Genomic DNA, 17,427 nt, shown 5'->3' on the forward strand with positions numbered 1-17,427 from the left:
TCAAAGTCATGAGCAGGAGTGTTTTTATGAGATATGTCTCGACCCGGGGCGGCAGTGTCGACCGTCGGTTCTCAGAGATTTTGCTGGAAGGACTCGCGCCCGACGGCGGTCTGTATGTGCCCACGGCCTATCCCAAGATCGATGACGCTACGTTACGTCGCTGGCGCGGCCTATCGTACGCCGAGCTCGCGTTCGAGATTCTCTCGCTGTATATCGACGACATTCCTGCCGATGCGCTTCGCACCATCATTGCGAACACCTACACGCCGGAAATCTTCGGATCGACGCAGATTACCCTACTGAGAAAGCTCGACGATTCGATCAGTTTGCTCAACCTGTCCAATGGCCCCACATTCGCCTTCAAGGACATGGCCATGCAGCTCCTGGGCAATCTGTTCGAAGTGGAGTTGGAGCGCAGGGGATTACAGCTCAATATCCTTGGCGCCACATCGGGCGATACCGGCAGTGCGGCAGAATACGCCATGCGAGGCAAGCGGAATGTCCAGGTCTTCATGTTGAGCCCGCATGGCCGCATGAGTCCATTCCAGCAGGCACAGATGTTCAGCCTGCAGGACGAAAACATCCACAACCTTGCCGTTGAAGGCAGCTTTGACACGTGTCAGGACATCGTCAAGGCTGTCTCCGCTGACCTGGGTTTCAAGCGGCAATACAGCATCGGCACGGTCAACTCCATCAACTGGGCACGTTTGCTGGCCCAGGTGGTTTATTACTTCGCTGGCTACTTCCAAGCGACGACTGACAATAGCGAGCGCGTCTCGTTCTGCGTTCCGTCGGGCAACTTCGGCAACATCTGCGCCGGCCATGTCGCCCGCATGATGGGGCTGCCGATCGAGAACCTGGTACTGGCAACCAATGAGAACGATGTTCTCAATGAGTTCTTCAAGACGGGTCGGTACCGTGTGCGCACCAGCCGCGAGACCATGATTACCTCCAGCCCGTCGATGGATATCTCGAAGGCATCGAACTTCGAGCGTTTTGTCTTCGACCTGCTTGGCCGCGATGCGCAGCGCGTGGCGCAGATGTTTGGTACGGAGCTTCCACGGTACGGCCGGTTCACGCTTGAGGAACACGCGTTTGCCCAGATCGCCAGCTATGGCTTTGTCTCAGGCAAGAGCACTCACGCAGACCGGTTGCAGATAATTTCCGATACATGGGAACGCCATCGCATGATGATCGACCCGCACACCGCGGATGGCGTCAAGGTCGCGCGCGAGCACCTGCGCCCCGGCACTCGCACCATCGTGCTGGAGACTGCGCTGCCGCTCAAGTTTGACGAGATCGTGCGCCAAGCGACGGGGCAGGATGCCCCGCGCCCTGCTTCGGTGGCTGACCTGGAGCAGCGCCCGCGGCGCTGCCGGGTGATCGAGCCCTCCGCTGACAAGGTGATGGCATACATCGCCCAGCACTGCAATTCCTGAGCGTGCAGGGAGACTCATCATGGCTGTGTTTACGCCTGTCTCCGAGGACCAAGCGGCCGGCTTCATCGCGTCGCTGACACCGGGAAAGCTGACCTCACTGCGCGGCATACCAAGCGGAATCGAAAACACCAACTATTTCGTTACCACCACCGCTGGCGAATTCGTGCTGACCCTCTTCGAGCGGCTGCGCGAAGATGAACTGTCGTTCTACCTGAAGCTAATGCTCCACCTAGCTGGAAAGGGAATACCCGTTCCGGAGCCCAAAACCGATCGCAACGGGCAGATTGTCTTCAGACTGAACGGGAAACCGGCTTGCCTTGTGACGAGGCTGGAGGGACAGCATTGCCCGGCACCGACGCCGCACCATTGCGCGCAAGTCGGAGCAATGCTTGCACGCATGCACTTGGCTGGTCGGGATTTTGGGCTGGAGCAGTTCCCAACGCGCGGCTACGGTTGGTGGTTTCACGCCGCAGATCAGATCCTGCCGTTTCTCGACGGCAGCAAACGCGAAACGCTCCTTGACGAGTTGCGGTTCCAGCAGACCCTGGCCAACGATCACCTGTACCAGAACTTGCCTCGTGGCCCAGTCCACGGCGACTTGTTTCGCGACAACGTGTTGTTCGCCGATGGATCTAAGTCGAACGACAAAGCTGGCGCACAGACGCTGTCGGGTTTCTTTGATTTCTACTTTGCTGGAACCGACACATTCATCTTCGACGTAGCAGTGTGTCTAAACGACTGGTGCATCGATCATCCATCTGGAGCACTGCTGCCGGCGGCGGCCAACGCCTTCGTCAAGGCTTACGAAGTGGTTCGGCCGTTGACTCCACAGGAGCATCGCCACTTGCCTGCCGTGCTCCGAGCGGCAGCCTTGCGATTCTGGCTTTCGCGCCTAATGGATCTGCATTTCCCCCGCGAATCGACACTACTCCACGCACACGATCCGGAGCATTTCTTCCGTGTGTTGTGTCTTCACCGCTGTTCATCTCCTTTTTTGACACGAAACCAACGTTGATCCCATGACAAAATCATATTCACTGCGCGATCTGATTCGTGCCGATAATTTCATCGACGGCCAGTGGGTTCCTGCAGCGAGCGGCAAGCGCTTTCCCGTGACCGATCCCGCAACGGGCAAGGTCATCACAGAAGTCGCGGACAGCGGCCCCGATGATGCCCGCGCCGCAACTGACGCCGCCGCGCGCGCCTTCCCTGGCTGGCGAGATACCTTGCCGAAGGACCGTGCCACTGTTTTGCGTCGCTGGTACGCCCTCATCCTCGAGCACACTGATTCGCTGGCTCGGCTCATCTCGCTAGAGCAGGGTAAACCGCTCGCAGAAGGTCGCGGTGAGGTCATGTACGGTGCATCCTACGTCGCTTGGTTCGCTGATGAGGCCACGCGCATCTACGGCGACGTCATCCCCCAGCAGCAGCGCGGCAAACGCATGACAGCCATCAAGGAGCCGGTGGGGATTGTCGCGGCAATCACGCCGTGGAACTTTCCGCTCGCGATGATCGCGCGCAAGATCGCGCCGGCACTCGCGGCCGGCTGCACCGTGGTCGGCAAGCCCGCGGAAGACACTCCCCTCACTGCGCTGGCGTTGGTGCTCCTGGCGCACGAAGCCGGCGTTCCTGCTGGTGTGTTGAATCTCATCAGCGCGTCGCGCGACAACGCAGTCGGCTCGGTCAAAGCGTGGTTGGACGACGGCCGCGTACGCAAGATCACGTTCACCGGCTCGACGCCGGTGGGCAAATATCTCGCGCAGGAGTCAGCTGGCACGTTAAAAAAGCTGTCGCTCGAGCTGGGAGGCAATGCACCTTTTATCGTGTTCGAGGATGCCGACCTCGAAGCTGCGGTGACGGGGCTCATGGCGGCCAAGTTCCGCAACGGCGGTCAGACATGCGTATCGCCCAATCGCGTCTATGTACAAGCGCCGGTCTACGAGAAGTTTGCCGACCTCCTCGCAACGCGCGTTGCCGCGCTGAAGGTTGCGCCAGCAACTGATCCGAATGCACTCATCGGGCCCATGATCAATGCGCGCGCCGTCGAGAAGATCGAAAGTCATGTCAAGGACGCAATAGACCACGGCGCCCGGGTACTCACTGGTGGCAAGCGGTTACCAGAGCTTGGCAAGAACTACTACGCGCCCACCGTGCTAGCAGACGCCACGCCCAATATGCGGTTGAGCTGCGAGGAAACCTTCGGCCCGGTGGTTCCGCTGTTCCGCTTCGATGACGAAGCGCAGGCAATCCACGCCGCCAACGACACACCGTTCGGGCTGGCAACCTATTTCTACAGCCAGGATCTCCGCCGTATAGAGCGTATTGCTCGTCTGCTGGAAGCGGGGCTGGTCGGCATCAACGAAGGTGTGCTTTCGAGCGAAGCGGCACCCTTCGGCGGTGTGAAAGAGTCCGGCTACGGGCGTGAAGGGTCGAAGTACGGCCTCGATGATTACCTGTCGATCAAGTACCTGTGCCAGGGCAATCTCGAATGAAGAGCCGGGTGTGCTCATCGCGGCCGACGTCTGAGGGGTGCAATTCCCTGGATGCACGCCTCGAGCACGTCCAGCGACTGCGTCAGTGCCTGGCTATCCATATGCCCGTATCCAAGCAGAAAGCCGCCGGGGTCTGACCTACGCGCGGTGAAATCCCGAACATCATTGAAGACGACACCATGGGAGCGCAATGCGGCTCGCAAGTCCTGATCCCACGCAGGGTTTCGGCCCGAGATGACCACGTGCAGCCCGCCCTCGTCGCCAGCCAATGTCACCACGTCGGCGTAGGGCGCCAGCCGCTCGCGTATGGCATTCCGCATGTCCCCATAGTGCCGCCGCACCCTGCGCAGGTGTCGATCTAGCTCTCCAGACACCAGCAGGGTTTCAACGACCTTCTGCACCGGCCACGACACATGTGCACGCTCCCGTTCGACAAGCCCAGCCAGCGCTGCTGCGGCAGCGGGAGGCGCGACGATGAAGCCCAGCCGTAGCGAGGGGCTGACCGCCTTGGCGAATGTGTTCAGCAACAGTGTGCTTTCCGGCGCATGGCTGAAAATCGGTGGATGGTTTGTTCCTGCGTAATGGAACTCGCAGTCGTATTCGTTCTCCAGGATGAGCATCCGGTGCGCGCGCGCAAGTTCGACGAGCGCTCTGCGCCTCGGCCCCGACAGCCGCCCTCCCATCGGGTACTGATGCGCCGGTGTTACGTGGGCAAGGACAGGCACGGCGCCATCTCCCGCAATCCTCTCAACCAGAACGCCTTCAGCATCCACTGGCACGTAGCGCAGCGATGCACCGCAGCGAAGGAAGGCCGAAGTCGAACCGGCGTAACCCGGATCCTCAGTCGCGCACAGGTCACCCGGCTTGAGAAGTGCCTGCGCCGCAAGCTGCAGGGCATGACCTGTGCCATGCGTCACGATAATCTGTTCCGCCCCAACGCTGACGGACCGGTGTTCGCCCAGCCATTCCGCGATCGCGCGTCTGAGCCCCGGTTCTCCGCGCGGATCGCCATAACTCTGGGGCGGCAAATGGCGCCCGGCTTCACGGCAGGCGTTGCGCCATACCTCAAGCGGCAGGGTCCGCGCGTTGGCCTGTCCAGGCCGCCAGTCATGTCCGGAACCCTCCGGCCCTTCAGGCTCCCCCCGCAGGACCTCGCCTATTCGTGCCAGCAGTAGGGGAGTCGAAGCCGGCTGTACCGCCGTGGCAGGGAGAGAAGACACGCTTGTCGCAACGAAGGTGCCGTGACGTCCGCGCCCCTCCAGGATGCCCTCGGCGATTAGTTCGTCGTATGCATCGACAACGCAGTTGCGGGCCACCGTCAACTGGGTCGCGAGGTCGCGGCTCGGGGGTAGCCGGGTGCCGGCCGGCACCACATGGCTGGCGATCTTTTCGCGCAGTTGCCGTGCAATCTGGCGGGAAACAGGCCCACCGGAAACCCGATCCAGTTCGAGGGCGACCAGCGCAGGCAGCGGCTGTCTCGACGAGCGATTTGCAACCATAAACGCGCCAAATTGTTCCGGTTTTGGTTCTTAAAAATTCTGTGTAAATCGTCAGAATTGATGAACCAAAGATAACACGGGATCGCCATGCGCATCCGCATCATTACCGACGACTTCACCAGCGCGCTGGACGGAACAGCTTGCTTTGCCGAGCGGGGCTGGAACACCGCAGTCCTCGTCCGACCGGACGGCTGCGATAGTGCGGAGGTCGTCAGTCTTGACACCGATTCGCGCGAATCACCTCTTTCGAGCGACCACGACAGCATCACGCGCGCAGCAACGGCATGGCGCGATGCCGAGGTGCTGACGCTGCAATTCGACTCGACGCTGCGGGGCCGGGTGGCACATGACTGCGTGAATGCACTTGCCGCTTCCGGCAGGCGCAAGCTGCTGCTCGCGCCCGCCTTCCCCTCCGCTGGACGCACGCTCGAAGCAGGACGGGTGCTGGTGGACGGTGTGCCCGTCCACGAAACCGCATTCGGGCGTGATCCCACCCTGCCGGTACGCGAGTCCAGCATTCCTGCGCTGTTCCGGGAGCACGGCGTCAACGTGCAGATCGCGCGTGACGCAGCGCATGCTCGGGCGCTGCTGGACGTGCATGACGCTGTGGTCGTGGATGCGCGTACTGAAGCGGAACTGGATGCGATCGTTGCTCGATTCGCGGGAGCACCTGATGTGCTCCTCGCCGGTTCAACAGGCTTGCTGCGCGGGCTTGCCCGCGTCCTCCCCAACTCGCGATGGACACCGGCCGATCGCCGCAACAGCGGCAGCTCCGCAGGAGCGTCAGATGTGCCGTCGGCACGCCATCCGTGGCTCGTCGTCGGAAGCATGAATCCGCGGTCACGCAGGCAACTCGCCGTCGCGCGAACAGCGTGCAAAGTCCACGTGCTTACAACCAGCGAAGCCCGTCTGCCTATCGGCACTCCGCCACAGGCTGCATTGCGTGAGCTGGTACAGCAAGTAGCGGATGGCATTACCAGCGGTCAATGCGACGGGCTCGTCGTAACCGGCGGCGAAACCGCGCGCCGCATTATCGATGCGTTGCCGGCCGTATCGTTGCACGTGTGCCGCGAGGTCATGCCTGGGGTGCCCCTAGCCCTGGTCCAAACCGCTCACCGCACATTCCCCATGATCACAAAGGCAGGGGGCTTCGGAGACGACGAAGCCCTGCTGACCTGCATCCACTTACTGGCCGGGACAAAGTCATGAAGCAGAAACTGATCGCCGTCACGATGGGCGATGCGGCCGGCATCGGGCCGGAAATCATCGTCAAGACGTTTGCCAATGCGGCGCTCTGCGTTGAGCAGCCCTCATTCGTGATCGGCGATGCAGGTGTGTTACGCCGACAGGCCGCCGCACTTGACGTCCAACTCACCATACGCGAGGTCAATTCGGTAGCAGAGGTCGCACCAGAGCCCGGCGTGCTGGAAGTCTTGCAGGTGCCTGGCTCAGCCGCGCTGCCAGAGAACCTTGCCGTTGGCGAGGTCAGTGCCGCTGCAGGACAGGCCGCATTCGATGCTATCCGTATGGCCATCGAGCTGGCAGTCCGGGGCGACATCGCAGGCATCTGTACGGCCCCAATTCACAAGGAAGCACTTGGGGCGGCACACGTGCCGTATCCCGGACACACCGAAATGCTGGCGGACCTGTCGGGCACCCGCGATTACGCAATGATGCTCGTCAATCCGACGCTGCGCACGATCCTCGTGACGGTCCACTGCTCAATGCTGGACGCCATCGCAAAACTGTCGGTCGAGAGTGAACTGCGCATCATCCGTCTCGCACACCGAGCCATGCGCGATCTCGGTATCGAACGCCCACGCGTGGCGGTCGCCGGATTGAATCCGCATGCGGGCGAAGGCGGCCTGTTCGGCCGCGAAGACCTCGACATCATCGCCCCCGCGATCCGGCTCGCACAAGCCGAAGGCATTGATGCCAGCGGGCCGTGGCCCGGCGACACCGTATTCATGAACGCCAGCCGTGGGCGCTTCGACATCGTGGTTGCGCAGTATCACGACCAGGGTCTGATTCCCGTCAAGCTTGCAGGTGTCGAGGACGGCGTGAACATCACTGTCGGTCTGCCCTTCGTGCGCACGAGCCCAGACCATGGCACAGCTTTCGATATAGCAGGAAAGGGCATTGCCGACCCGGCCAGCCTGCAACTTGCCTTGCGCACCGCTCACCAGTTCGTTCGCCCGCAAGCGGGCCACACTTTTTCTACCGGAGCCTGATGTGTCCCACTTCATCCTGATGCTGACCGAAAACGACGCAACCGTCAGCGACGCGATTGCCACGTACGACAACCTGCGCGACAGCCCCCTACACTACGTTGGCTTCAAGGACGTCGGCTTGCCCATCACTGCGCTGAAGGAACTCGCGCAGCGAATCCGCGCGGATGGCCGCAAAGTCATGCTGGAAGTCGTCGCAACCAGCCGCGAGGCGGAGCTGGAATCGATTACTGCCGCACTCGAGATCGGCGTGGACTACCTGCTGGGTGGGCGGCACGTCGAAGACGGGCTGTCGCTGCTGCGCGGGTCGGCAATTCAGTACTTTCCGTTCGCCGGCCACACGGTTGGCCATCCCACCGTGCTCCACGGCACGATGGACGAGATCGTCGAGGACGCTCGCCGCATTGCATCAATGCCCGGCGTACACGGCCTGGACCTGCTCGCATATCGCTTTGCTGGTGAAGGCGATCCGGCCGAACTGACCAAGCGTGTTGTTCAGGCGGTCGGCGTACCGGTCATTGCCGCAGGCAGTATCGACCGCGAAGCCCGCGTGAAGGCCATGATCCAAGCAAACACGTGGGGTTTCACTGTGGGCAGCGCCCTGTTTCAGGAAGCGTTTGTCGATCGCCGTCTGTCAGCCCAGATCAATACGATCTTCAATATCGAAGGTGTGACTGCGTGATGCCGATGTGTCGGTCAAGCATCGACCATCGGTTGCCCGGCAGATACGGGGCACTCATCACGCAACGTCACGTCCCTACGCTAAACGCCCTCGCCCATCCGCCGGTGGCTGAAGCCATTGCCGGCGGACGTTGCCGGTAGGCAAGCAGCACATCAGCTTTCGGCTGATTTCAATCAGCCGCGACCCTGCATTTCGTTCTCCTCGAGGTTGTGTGTCTCCATGCCCGGGCGACATCCCGGCCAGCACGCACCCTGAAATCAGAGCCTCCACAAAAAGGGGCCACGCTTTCCAGTTGTATTCCACAACTATTAAGGGCCACAAAATGAGAATCACGCAGTGTGCAATTGCATCGACGCTGCTTTGCGCCGCCGGGAGCAGCCTGGCGCAGAGCTCCGTCACGCTTTATGGGGTCATCGACACTTCCATTCGTTACACGACCAACCAGCCTAGCGCGAACGGGCCAAGGAGCCAGATCGCGCTGAGCGACGGCGCCTTCAATGGACCGCGATGGGGCCTGCGCGGCGCCGAAGACCTCGGCTCCGGAAACAAGGCCATTTTCACGCTCGAAAGCGGCTTCGCCAGCGATACGGGCAAGAGCGGTCAACAAGGTCAGTTGTTTGGCCGACAGGCCTGGGTTGGTCTTTCCAACAGCACCGTGGGCACCCTCAAGCTCGGGCGGCAATACGGCGCGACCTACTCGTTCGTCAGCGATGTGGACCCGATCGGCGTTGGCAACTATTCGGAAGATAGCTGGGAGAGCGGACTGACCGGTCTGCGTTATGACAACACGCTGGACTACTCGAACCAGTGGGGTGGCTTCAAGGTGAACGGGCAATACTCGCTTGGGGAGCAAGCGGGCAACGCGAGTCGCGGCCGGACGATGCAGTTGGCGGCAACGTACGACGTTGGCGGTCTGAAGATCGGTGGCGCTGGCCAACAGTCTCGTGACGCGAACGGCAATGACCTGGTGCTCTGGACGGCCGGTGCGAAGTATACGTTCGGCAACATCACGCTGCACGGTTACTACATCGACTCGCGCCGTGATGCCGGCTTTGCCATCGGTGCGGGCGGAACCTCAACGCCGCTTGCCAACACCAGCATTGGCAGCAATGCCAATACCGTCTTGGGTGCCAACACGCAAACGTCGCGTCGCCACGATCGGCTCGGTGCGGTGGGCGTGACGTATCAGGCAACACCTGCGATGCGGTTCATCGCCACGTACATGCGTGACAACGTTGAGGGCGTGGCGCAGGGCAATTCGGGCATCGTGCAGACGGGTTACCTGGTGGCGATGTACAGCTTGTCCAAACGCACGGATGTGTATGTTGAGGCGGACTGCAGCCGGCTGAGCGCTGCGTCCATCGCCGACCCGAACAGTCCTCTGGGAACGTTTGGCGGGGCAAACAACCGGACAGGTGTAGGAGTGGGGATGCGCACGCGCTTCTGACAGCCACGCATCGGCATGATCGTTGCGCCGCCCTCTCGCACAAAGGCCGAGAGGGCGGCGCTTCCTTTTTGTATTCGCAGGCAAGCGGATGCGGTGCTCTGCTCCACTTGAGAAGATGCCTGGCTCCATCGGTTTATTTCCGATGGAACCATGTTGGCGACGCAATCAGAACGATGCAGTCGCCTTGATAGCGCGCTCGACATCTGCGCTGCTCACATCGAGGTGTGTGACCCAGCGGATGCGGCGCATGGCGCCTTCTTCACCACGATAGACACCGCTTTTCACCTTGATGTCGCTTGCTTCAAGATGAGCAAAAAAGTCGTCAGCGATAGTCGGATCGATGTCGGTGAACAGGATATTGGTTTGCGCCGGATGCGCCCTGAAGCGGCCGCGCAATCGAGCATTGCCCTCTGCAGCTTGGGCCAGCCCGCGCGACAGCATGGCCGCATTGGCATGGTCGTCGGCCAAGCGATGCACGTGGTGCTGCAGCGCGTGCAAGCCAGCTGCGGCGAGCAATCCGGCCTGACGCATGGAGCCGCCCAGCATCTTGCGAACGCGCGTCGCCTGGCGGACGAAATCGTGCGAGCCCAGCAGCAGCGATCCCACCGGCGCACCGAGTCCCTTTGAGAGGCACAGCGATACCGAGTCGAAACCTTCGCAGAGTTCACGCGCACGCTGCAGCGGATCGCCGCCATCGGCGAGCGCCACCGCGGCGTTGCAGAGACGTGCCCCATCGATGTGCGAGCGCAATCCGTGACGCTTCGTCAAGGCAGCGACGTCGTGCATGTACTGCATGGGCAGTACTCTGCCGCCAAACGTGTTTTCAACCACGACGAGGCGCGTGCGAGCGAAATGCGGGTCGTCAGGCTTGATGGCGGCTTCGATGTCGTGCAGGGCGATGGTGCCGTCGGGCTGGTGCTCCAGTGGCTGCGGCTGAATGGAGCCGAGCACCGCCATACCGCCGGCTTCCCAGCGATTGGTATGCCACTGCTGGCCTACGATGGCTTCGTCGCCGCGTTGGCAATGCGTCATCATCGCGATCAGGTTAGTTTGCGTGCCGCTGGGCGCGAACAGTGCCGCTTCGAAGCCAAGCATCGCAGCAGCAGTTTCCTGTAGGAGGTTGACAGTCGGATCCTCCCCTACTACGTCGTCACCGAGCGGCGCTTCCATCATTGCCTGCTTCATAGCAGGAGTGGGCAGGGTGACGGTGTCACTGCGAAAATCGCTCATGGGTTCCTCAACAATCAATCGTGAACTTGCCTCTCATCGGCGAAGGAACGACGAGTCGCGAGACCCAGCCGCACATCCTGCCGCTAATTGGAGGCGTCAACGGTGAGGGAGAAAGCTCACCGCTGGGTACCTTTATTGCGGAATGACGCCTGCGCTCAATGCGCAAGCATCGCTTAGAAATCGGCGACCTTTCCCCAAGCGGATTTGCCGAATCTGGAGGGCTGATACGGCCGCGGGTCGACGATCGGATTCGCACCGGTGGCAAGATCGGCAACCAAGTGACCCGCGCCAGGACCGATGCCAAAACCGTGACCGGAGAATCCGGCTGCCAAAATCAACCCCGGGATACCGGGGACTTCACCAATGCCTGGAACACCATCGGGCGTGCTATCGACGAAACCGGCCCAGGCATGAGTGACCTTCGCATCGCGAAGCTGGGGTAGCAGCTTGACAGCGCGCCGGTGCGTTTCCCGGATCGTGGCCGGATCGGGCTTCGGATCAAGAATCCGCACCTGCTCCATGGGTGTCGGCGCATCAAGCCGCCATCGCTTCAGCGTCTCGTGCCCGCCGCGGACGCCTTCCAGCCCACCGGGCAGAAGGCTCCGCCACCGCTTGGCAAACATCGGCACGAACTGGGGTGCAAACCGCAAAAACTGCGGCGTCACGTCCACGCGCGCGCGGCCGCTGATGGCGAGGGCATAGCGGCCATCGTTCCTGCGTGTAACGGATATCCCCGCTGTAAACAGCGCGTCCGGTAAGGGATCGTCCACAGGAGATACGCTCAGGATGGACTGGCGAATCGATGCCTGAGGGAAACGGACACCGAGTTGCCGGCAGAACGCCGACGCCCAGGCGCCACCTGCAAGCACAACGGTTTTGGTCTTGATGACCCCCGCTTCCGTAACCACCCCGCTAACGTGCCCGCCCTGCAGTTCGATGCCACGGGCCGCACACTGCTGATTGACGCTGCCGCCGAGCTTCATGAGTGCCGTTGCCACAGCGGGCGCAGCCTTCCCCGGGTCGGCTGTTCCGTCGGTAGGCGAGAAGACCCCGCCTTTCCAGGACTTGCCGGTCGCTCGCCCCCTTTCAGCAGCCTGCCGGCCGTCGAGCATGTATGTTGTCACGCCTGCGGTCTTTGCAAACTCACCCCAACTCGCCCAACGTGCCAACTCGTCGTCATCGTTGCTGAGATACAGGAGCCCGCAGCGATGAAACCCGGCGTCTTCGCCAGACTCGATGGAGAACTGTTCCCACAGATCAAGACTCTTGCTTGCCAGAGGCAACTCGCGAGCATCGCGGTTTTGTTGCCGGCACCAGCCCCAGTTGCGACTCGACTGCTCGGCGCCGATGCGTCCCTTTTCGACCAAGGCGACTGAGACTCCTCGCTTGGCCATGTAGTAGGCAGCAAAGACGCCGATGATGCCCCCGCCGATCACGACCACATCTGCGGCTGTCGGCAGCGTAGGGGAAGACTCTATGAAGCACAGCGGAGGGGACATGATTATGCTCGCTCGATTAAGGCCTGGACGTTCTGTGTCACGTAGAACTTGGCCACGCGATCGCTGCTTTCCCACCCGATCGCTGCACCTTGCGGCACGAACAGCGCGTCGCCAGCGCTCAGCGACAGAACGCTGCCGTCAGGCGAGGCAAACCGCACACCACCGGCAAGAAGTTGCATGAACTCGTTCTGACGATGTGGACGAATGATCCGATGGTACGGCGTCGAATCCCACGTACCCGCACGGTACTCCATACCCTCATCGGTGAAGACATTGTCGCTGCGGCATTGCGGCGCGGAACCAAGCAGTACCTCCGCTGGTAGCGACGAAGACGGCTTGAAATCCGCATCGACGCGAAGCGGAAAAAGACCGGGCAGCGCTGGCCCCTTGCTGGCGGCCGCACAGAATACGAACTGCGCAGGCGACTGCGCCTTGACGCGCAGCGCCGTACCTGCGCCGATGACTGCCCCGCCTTGCGGACCGAGTACCAGCGAGGTACCACCAGCCACCTCAAGCGTCAGCTCCCCCTCTACGACAACAATCGTTTCAATGTGAGGAAAGCTCTGTACATCCAGCTCGCCCACAAAGTCGATACGGCCAACGACCATCGAATCGGCACCGCTCCACGCGATTTCGCGCTGCTGCGCGAACGGGTCATTTTCGCCAAAGGCTGCCTTGTGGAAGGACGTGGAAAAAGGCGCGCCTCCGGCACGGTGCAGCACGATTGCTCTGGTCATGTTGTTCCTCCTATGTGGTGCATTGGTTTTGTAAATACCCTAGGGGACCTGCTGGAAACGCATGCCCCTTCACGGGCGAATTTTTGCGACACCGGGCACCTGGGCTTCGGTGCATAGCAGTCCTGTCGCGAACGGACGTTTTCCTTCGCTATTCCTCGCGCAGTCCTTGGTGCCCCGGCGTGCCGAAGTAACGCTGCGCCAGAGCAACCCAATACAGCACACCGGCAGGAATGATGTCGTCGTTGAAGTCGTATTGCGGGTGATGCAGACCCGGCGCAGCGCATCCTGTCGAGGCATTGCCGATCAGCACGTATGTGCCAGGCCGCTCCTCGAGCATGAAACCGAAGTCTTCGGACGTCATGTTGGGCGGCACGTCCCGGTGCAGGCGTGCCCCGCCAAACGTCTCGCGTATGGCCGCCTCGCAAAGCGCTGTCTCAGTCGCCGTGTTGATGGTGGCGGGGTAGTACTGGAAGAACGTGACTTCGACCTGCGCACCATAGGCAGCGGCCAGCCCATTGCACATCTGCTCGATGTCACGTTGCAGCCGTTGCAGCAAGTCCGACGACAGCGTGCGAATCGTGCCCCGCAACTCGGCGCAGCTTGGTATGACGTTGTCCGTGTCGCCCGCGTTGAACATGCAGACCGAGATGACGGCCGGATCTGCAGGATCCTTGTGTCGCGCAGCGATGGTCTGACATTGCAGCACCATGGAACACGCCAACGGTATTGGGTCGAGGCCAAGGTGCGGTTGTGCAGCGTGGGCGCCCTTGCCCGTGACGGTGATTCTGAATCGCGAGCCAGCGGCCATGATGGGGCCCGTGCGCAATCCGAATTGTCCGGCCGGCAAGCCAGGCCAATTGTGCATGCCGAAGACCGCTTCCGTCGGGCATCGCTCGAACAGCCCGTCGTCGATCATCTTCCGCGCGCCTGCGCCGCCTTCTTCTCCGGGCTGAAACACAAAATGAACCGTGCCGGGCAGTTGTCGCATTTCCTTCAGGATACGAGCCGCCCCCAGCAACATCACGGTATGGCCGTCATGCCCGCAGGCATGCATGACACCTTCCTGGACGGATGCATGAGCAAAGGCATTGGCCTCGCGAATGGGCAACGCATCCAGATCTGCCCGCAGGACGATTCCTCGTTCCGGTGTAGCGCCCGGCAGGCTCGCTACCACGCCCGTGCCACCCAGGCCCCGCACAACCTTATAGCCGATATCCTCAAGCTCACGCGCGACGACATCCGCCGTTCGGTGCTCTTCAAAGCGCAGCTCGGGATGGGCATGCAGGTCGCGTCGCAGTTTCGCCCAGTGCGAATGATGCTGTCGTAGTAATGGCTCAAGGGTTGTAGGGGTTTCCAATCTCAACACCTGTGTCATGCAAGCTGCTTCACGTCTGCGCCATCACAGCGTCAGGCGTGGCCGCTGTTCTAATCGTAGAAGCCGAGGATCGACTTGACTTCCATGTACTCTTCCATGCCCTCGACGCCATACTCGCGGCCGTTGCCCGATTGCTTGTAGCCGCCGAACGGCGCCTGCGGATCCCACGCCGGATAGTTCAGATGCACCTGCCCCGACCGGATGCGCGCGGCTACTGCACGCATCACCTCCTTGTCCGTGCCTTGGACATGCGCACCCAGTCCGTAGACCGTGTCGTTCGCAATGGTGATGGCTTCTTCGACCGTGTCGTAAGGAAGGATGGCAAGAACGGGCCCAAAGATCTCCTGCTGGGCGATCGTCATATCGGTGCGAACTTCGGAGAAGATCGTAGGTCGCGCATAGAAGCCCGCGCCGAATCCCGATGGCCTGCCCGGGCCGCCCGTGAGTAGCTTTGCCTGCTCGTCGATGCCCGCTTCGATCATGTGCTGCACACGGTCAAACTGGGCACGATTGGCGAGCGGACCATGCGTCGTGGCTTGGGTGAACGGGTCTCCGACGACTATATGCTCCGTTGCTGCAACAGCCAGCGCCTCTACCTGTTGCAAGGCTGCGCGCGGCACGATCATGCGGGTCGGCGCACTGCAAGACTGCCCCATGTTCCGGAACGCCCCGGCCACGCCCATTGAGACGGCACGCGGCAGATCGGCATCAGGCAGCACAATGTTGGGTGATTTGCCGCCCAACTCCTGCGCCACTCGCTTGACGGTCGGCGCGGCGGCCTGTGCGACCAGCACGCCAGCGCGCGTCGAACCTGTGATCGACACCATGTCGACTTCAGGGTGCGAAGCGAGTGATGCGCCGACTTCCGCGCCGCTGCCACTCACGAGGTTAAAAACGCCGGCAGGAATGCCAGCATCCGCGATGACCTCTGCGAAAAGCAAGGCGCTCAGTGGCGACAGCTCACTCGGCTTCAGGACGACGGTACAGCCGGCGGCCAATGCTGGGCCGACCTTAGCCGTGATCTGATAGATCGGCCAGTTCCAGGGCGTAATAAGTCCGCACACGCCAATGGGTTCGCGCGTGATCGCTGTGGTTCCGCGCTGGGTCCGGAACGGATAACTCGCGAGGTTGTCGCGCGCCACCCTGATATGTTCCGCCGCCAACGGCACGTGCGCGGCGCGCGCGTAGCTGATCGGTGCACCCATTTCCGCTGCGAGCGCTGTGGCGAACAGTTCGGCCCGCTCCAGCAGCAAGGCATGAACGTTGTTCAGTAGCGCTGCGCGCGCCTGCGGCGAGGTCGCCGACCACGTCTGGAACGCGATGCGGGCGGCGTGCACCGCCCGATCGACATCATGCGCGCTGCCGAGCGGAATCTCGCAGAGCGCCGTTTCGGTAGACGGCGAGATGACAGCAATTCGATCAGTGCCCTGCGGCACAACCCATTCGCCGCCAATAAAGAACCGATCCAACCTTCCGGCTTGCGCCAGGTGACGTACAGGTGAACTCATCTCAGTGTGTCCATAAGTCGGTACCACGCGCCAACGAACGGCAAAAACCACGGCTTGCCAAAGTGGCCAGGGATGGCAGGCCACTCAAAGTCCTTCCATGGATTCAGATCGGCACGTCCTTCCATGATTTCAGCCATCAGCGTGCCCATCAGCGTGGCCATGTGGGTGCCGTGGCCGCTATATCCCATCGAGTAGTACACGCCTTCCCGCTGACCAGCGCGCGGCAGCCGGTTGGCCGTCATATCGACCATGCCGCCCCAGCAGTAGTCGATGCGCACACGGGCCAGTTCGGGAAACACCGTGGCCATCTGCTGGCGCAGGATCAGACCGCTCTTCTCGTCCGACGTCGGATTGGATGTTGCGAACCGCGCGCGGCCACCAAACAGCAGCCGATGGTCGGGCGTGACACGAAAGAAGTTGACGAAATTCTTGGTGTCGGTTGCCATGCGCCGGGCCGGCATCAACCGGGCCAGTCGGTCATACGGCAGAGGCTCCGTGACGATGATGAAGGCGCCGACAGGCACAATCCGGCGTCGAATCCAACCGAATGGCCCGACTTGAGAAACCCCGCTGGCCAGCAATACCTGTTGCGCCCGAATTTGCCCGCGCGGGGTGCGCACCACGTATGCGGTGCCTGACGTCTTTTCTAAAGCCAGGACCGGCGTATGCTCGAGAACGTGTGCCCCGCGCGCTTGCGCGGCGTTGGCAAGACCTCGCACGTAGCGACCGACATGCATTCCGGCACTCTTCTCGAAAATCAGTCCGCCGTGATAACGGTCTGAGCCGATCTCATCTCGAAGCTCGGCCTTCGTCACAATGCGTGTGTCGGGGTCAACGCTCGCGGCCAGCAACGCCTGGCTTCGTGCGAGCTTGTCGAAGTGCTCTGGCTTGGCGGCGAGCTTGATCTTTCCGTGGCGGGCGAAATCGCAATCAATCGATTCCTCCCTGACCAGACGCTCGACCGTGTCGACACCCGCGTCGAACGCCACATACAACCGGTTGGCTAGCTCCGTGCCAATACGCTGCGACAGCGAAGCGTAGTCCTGCGCGAAGCCGTTGTTGCACATGCCACCATTGCGCCCTGATGCGGCCTGTCCTACGGTTCCCGCCTCGCACACAACGACGCGTGCGCCTTTTTTGCTGAGCGCCAGCGCGGCCGCCGTGCCTGTGATACCGCCACCGACCACAACCACATCGCAGTTCCCGCTTGGTAGCTCAGTGGAATGGCTAACGAACGACTCCGACGTATCAAGCCAGTAAGAACGGAGATGCATCACAAGCCTCAAGCACG

General features: G+C 61.7%; 14 protein-coding genes. 7 read left to right on the forward strand and 7 right to left on the reverse strand.

Annotated features, from left to right (window positions below):
• Positions 1 to 26: 26 nt before the first annotated feature.
• The 3 genes from thrC to N511_RS0106400 are packed head-to-tail and all read left to right on the forward strand — an operon-like array spanning position 27 to position 3,931.
• On the forward strand, positions 27 to 1,439 hold the full coding sequence (thrC, locus tag N511_RS0106390) for a threonine synthase (RefSeq protein ID WP_027678534.1): 1,413 nt from the start codon (positions 27 to 29) through the stop codon (positions 1,437 to 1,439).
• Positions 1,440 to 1,458: 19 nt separating this feature from the next.
• Complete coding sequence (locus tag N511_RS0106395) at positions 1,459 to 2,454, forward strand: homoserine kinase (protein ID WP_027678535.1); 996 nt, start codon at positions 1,459 to 1,461, stop codon at positions 2,452 to 2,454.
• Between the two features lie 4 nt (positions 2,455 to 2,458).
• Positions 2,459 to 3,931 (forward strand): NAD-dependent succinate-semialdehyde dehydrogenase, encoded by a 1,473-nt coding sequence (locus tag N511_RS0106400; protein ID WP_027678536.1) that lies wholly within the window; start codon positions 2,459 to 2,461, stop codon positions 3,929 to 3,931.
• 14 nt (positions 3,932 to 3,945) lie between these two features.
• Here the strand turns inward: N511_RS0106400 and pdxR are convergent, their stop codons facing one another.
• Positions 3,946 to 5,430, reverse strand: a complete 1,485-nt coding sequence (pdxR, locus tag N511_RS0106405; RefSeq protein ID WP_027678537.1) for a MocR-like pyridoxine biosynthesis transcription factor PdxR — start codon at positions 5,428 to 5,430, stop codon at positions 3,946 to 3,948.
• An 87-nt stretch (positions 5,431 to 5,517) separates the two neighbouring features.
• On the opposite strand from pdxR, the gene N511_RS0106410 reads away from it, so the two are divergent.
• The 4 genes from N511_RS0106410 (at position 5,518) to N511_RS0106425 (ending at position 9,787) form a co-directional block, all read left to right on the forward strand.
• Complete coding sequence (locus N511_RS0106410) at positions 5,518 to 6,639, forward strand: four-carbon acid sugar kinase family protein (RefSeq protein WP_027678538.1); 1,122 nt, start codon at positions 5,518 to 5,520, stop codon at positions 6,637 to 6,639.
• Positions 6,636 to 7,661, forward strand: a complete 1,026-nt coding sequence (pdxA, locus tag N511_RS25360; RefSeq protein ID WP_037026325.1) for a 4-hydroxythreonine-4-phosphate dehydrogenase PdxA — start codon at positions 6,636 to 6,638, stop codon at positions 7,659 to 7,661. The genes N511_RS0106410 and pdxA overlap by 4 nt, the downstream gene beginning before the upstream one ends.
• 19 nt (positions 7,662 to 7,680) lie before the next feature.
• Positions 7,681 to 8,340: a 4-hydroxythreonine-4-phosphate dehydrogenase gene (locus tag N511_RS25365; protein WP_037026448.1), complete on the forward strand. Its 660-nt coding sequence runs from the start codon at positions 7,681 to 7,683 to the stop codon at positions 8,338 to 8,340.
• A 292-nt stretch (positions 8,341 to 8,632) separates the two neighbouring features.
• A complete protein-coding gene (locus N511_RS0106425) occupies positions 8,633 to 9,787 on the forward strand; it encodes a porin (RefSeq protein WP_231479576.1) in 1,155 nt (384 codons plus the stop codon).
• 165 nt (positions 9,788 to 9,952) lie between these two features.
• Here N511_RS0106425 and ltaE read toward each other — a convergent pair whose 3' ends face one another.
• The 6 genes from ltaE to N511_RS0106455 all read right to left on the reverse strand — a co-directional run bounded on the left by ltaE (position 9,953) and on the right by N511_RS0106455 (position 17,410).
• On the reverse strand, positions 9,953 to 11,017 hold the full coding sequence (gene ltaE / locus N511_RS0106430; protein ID WP_027678541.1) for a low-specificity L-threonine aldolase: 1,065 nt from the start codon (positions 11,015 to 11,017) through the stop codon (positions 9,953 to 9,955).
• A gap of 173 nt (positions 11,018 to 11,190) precedes the next feature.
• Positions 11,191 to 12,516 (reverse strand): NAD(P)/FAD-dependent oxidoreductase, encoded by a 1,326-nt coding sequence (locus tag N511_RS0106435; RefSeq protein ID WP_027678542.1) that lies wholly within the window; start codon positions 12,514 to 12,516, stop codon positions 11,191 to 11,193.
• Positions 12,517 to 12,518: 2 nt separating this feature from the next.
• Complete coding sequence (locus N511_RS0106440; protein ID WP_027678543.1) at positions 12,519 to 13,253, reverse strand: cupin domain-containing protein; 735 nt, start codon at positions 13,251 to 13,253, stop codon at positions 12,519 to 12,521.
• A 148-nt stretch (positions 13,254 to 13,401) separates the two neighbouring features.
• Positions 13,402 to 14,628 carry a M20 aminoacylase family protein gene (locus N511_RS0106445; protein WP_081785319.1) on the reverse strand — a complete coding sequence of 409 codons (1,227 nt, stop codon included), beginning with the start codon at positions 14,626 to 14,628 and terminating at the stop codon, positions 13,402 to 13,404.
• A 50-nt stretch (positions 14,629 to 14,678) separates the two neighbouring features.
• Positions 14,679 to 16,136 carry an aldehyde dehydrogenase family protein gene (locus N511_RS0106450; RefSeq protein WP_027678545.1) on the reverse strand — a complete coding sequence of 486 codons (1,458 nt, stop codon included), beginning with the start codon at positions 16,134 to 16,136 and terminating at the stop codon, positions 14,679 to 14,681.
• The gene (locus N511_RS0106455) at positions 16,133 to 17,410 is read right to left on the reverse strand and encodes an NAD(P)/FAD-dependent oxidoreductase (protein WP_027678546.1); all 1,278 of its coding nucleotides are present in this window, start codon (positions 17,408 to 17,410) and stop codon (positions 16,133 to 16,135) included. The genes N511_RS0106450 and N511_RS0106455 overlap by 4 nt, the downstream gene beginning before the upstream one ends.
• Between the last annotated feature and the right edge of the window lie 17 nt (positions 17,411 to 17,427).

The sequence above is a fragment of the Ralstonia sp. UNC404CL21Col genome (assembly GCF_000620465.1).
Classification (GTDB): Bacteria; Pseudomonadota; Gammaproteobacteria; order Burkholderiales; family Burkholderiaceae; genus Ralstonia; species Ralstonia flatus.

Coding starts and splice junctions, on each gene's coding strand:
- thrC (WP_027678534.1), top strand. CDS start 27: ATGAGATATGTCTCGACCCGGGGCGGCAGTGTCGACCGTCGGTTCTCA.
- N511_RS0106395 (WP_027678535.1), top strand. CDS start 1,459: ATGGCTGTGTTTACGCCTGTCTCCGAGGACCAAGCGGCCGGCTTCATC.
- N511_RS0106400 (WP_027678536.1), top strand. CDS start 2,459: ATGACAAAATCATATTCACTGCGCGATCTGATTCGTGCCGATAATTTC.
- pdxR (WP_027678537.1), bottom strand. CDS start 5,430: ATGGTTGCAAATCGCTCGTCGAGACAGCCGCTGCCTGCGCTGGTCGCC.
- N511_RS0106410 (WP_027678538.1), top strand. CDS start 5,518: ATGCGCATCCGCATCATTACCGACGACTTCACCAGCGCGCTGGACGGA.
- pdxA (WP_037026325.1), top strand. CDS start 6,636: ATGAAGCAGAAACTGATCGCCGTCACGATGGGCGATGCGGCCGGCATC.
- N511_RS25365 (WP_037026448.1), top strand. CDS start 7,681: ATGCTGACCGAAAACGACGCAACCGTCAGCGACGCGATTGCCACGTAC.
- ltaE (WP_027678541.1), bottom strand. CDS start 11,017: ATGAGCGATTTTCGCAGTGACACCGTCACCCTGCCCACTCCTGCTATG.
- N511_RS0106435 (WP_027678542.1), bottom strand. CDS start 12,516: ATGTCCCCTCCGCTGTGCTTCATAGAGTCTTCCCCTACGCTGCCGACA.
- N511_RS0106440 (WP_027678543.1), bottom strand. CDS start 13,253: ATGACCAGAGCAATCGTGCTGCACCGTGCCGGAGGCGCGCCTTTTTCC.
- N511_RS0106445 (WP_081785319.1), bottom strand. CDS start 14,628: ATGACACAGGTGTTGAGATTGGAAACCCCTACAACCCTTGAGCCATTA.
- N511_RS0106450 (WP_027678545.1), bottom strand. CDS start 16,136: ATGAGTTCACCTGTACGTCACCTGGCGCAAGCCGGAAGGTTGGATCGG.
- N511_RS0106455 (WP_027678546.1), bottom strand. CDS start 17,410: ATGCATCTCCGTTCTTACTGGCTTGATACGTCGGAGTCGTTCGTTAGC.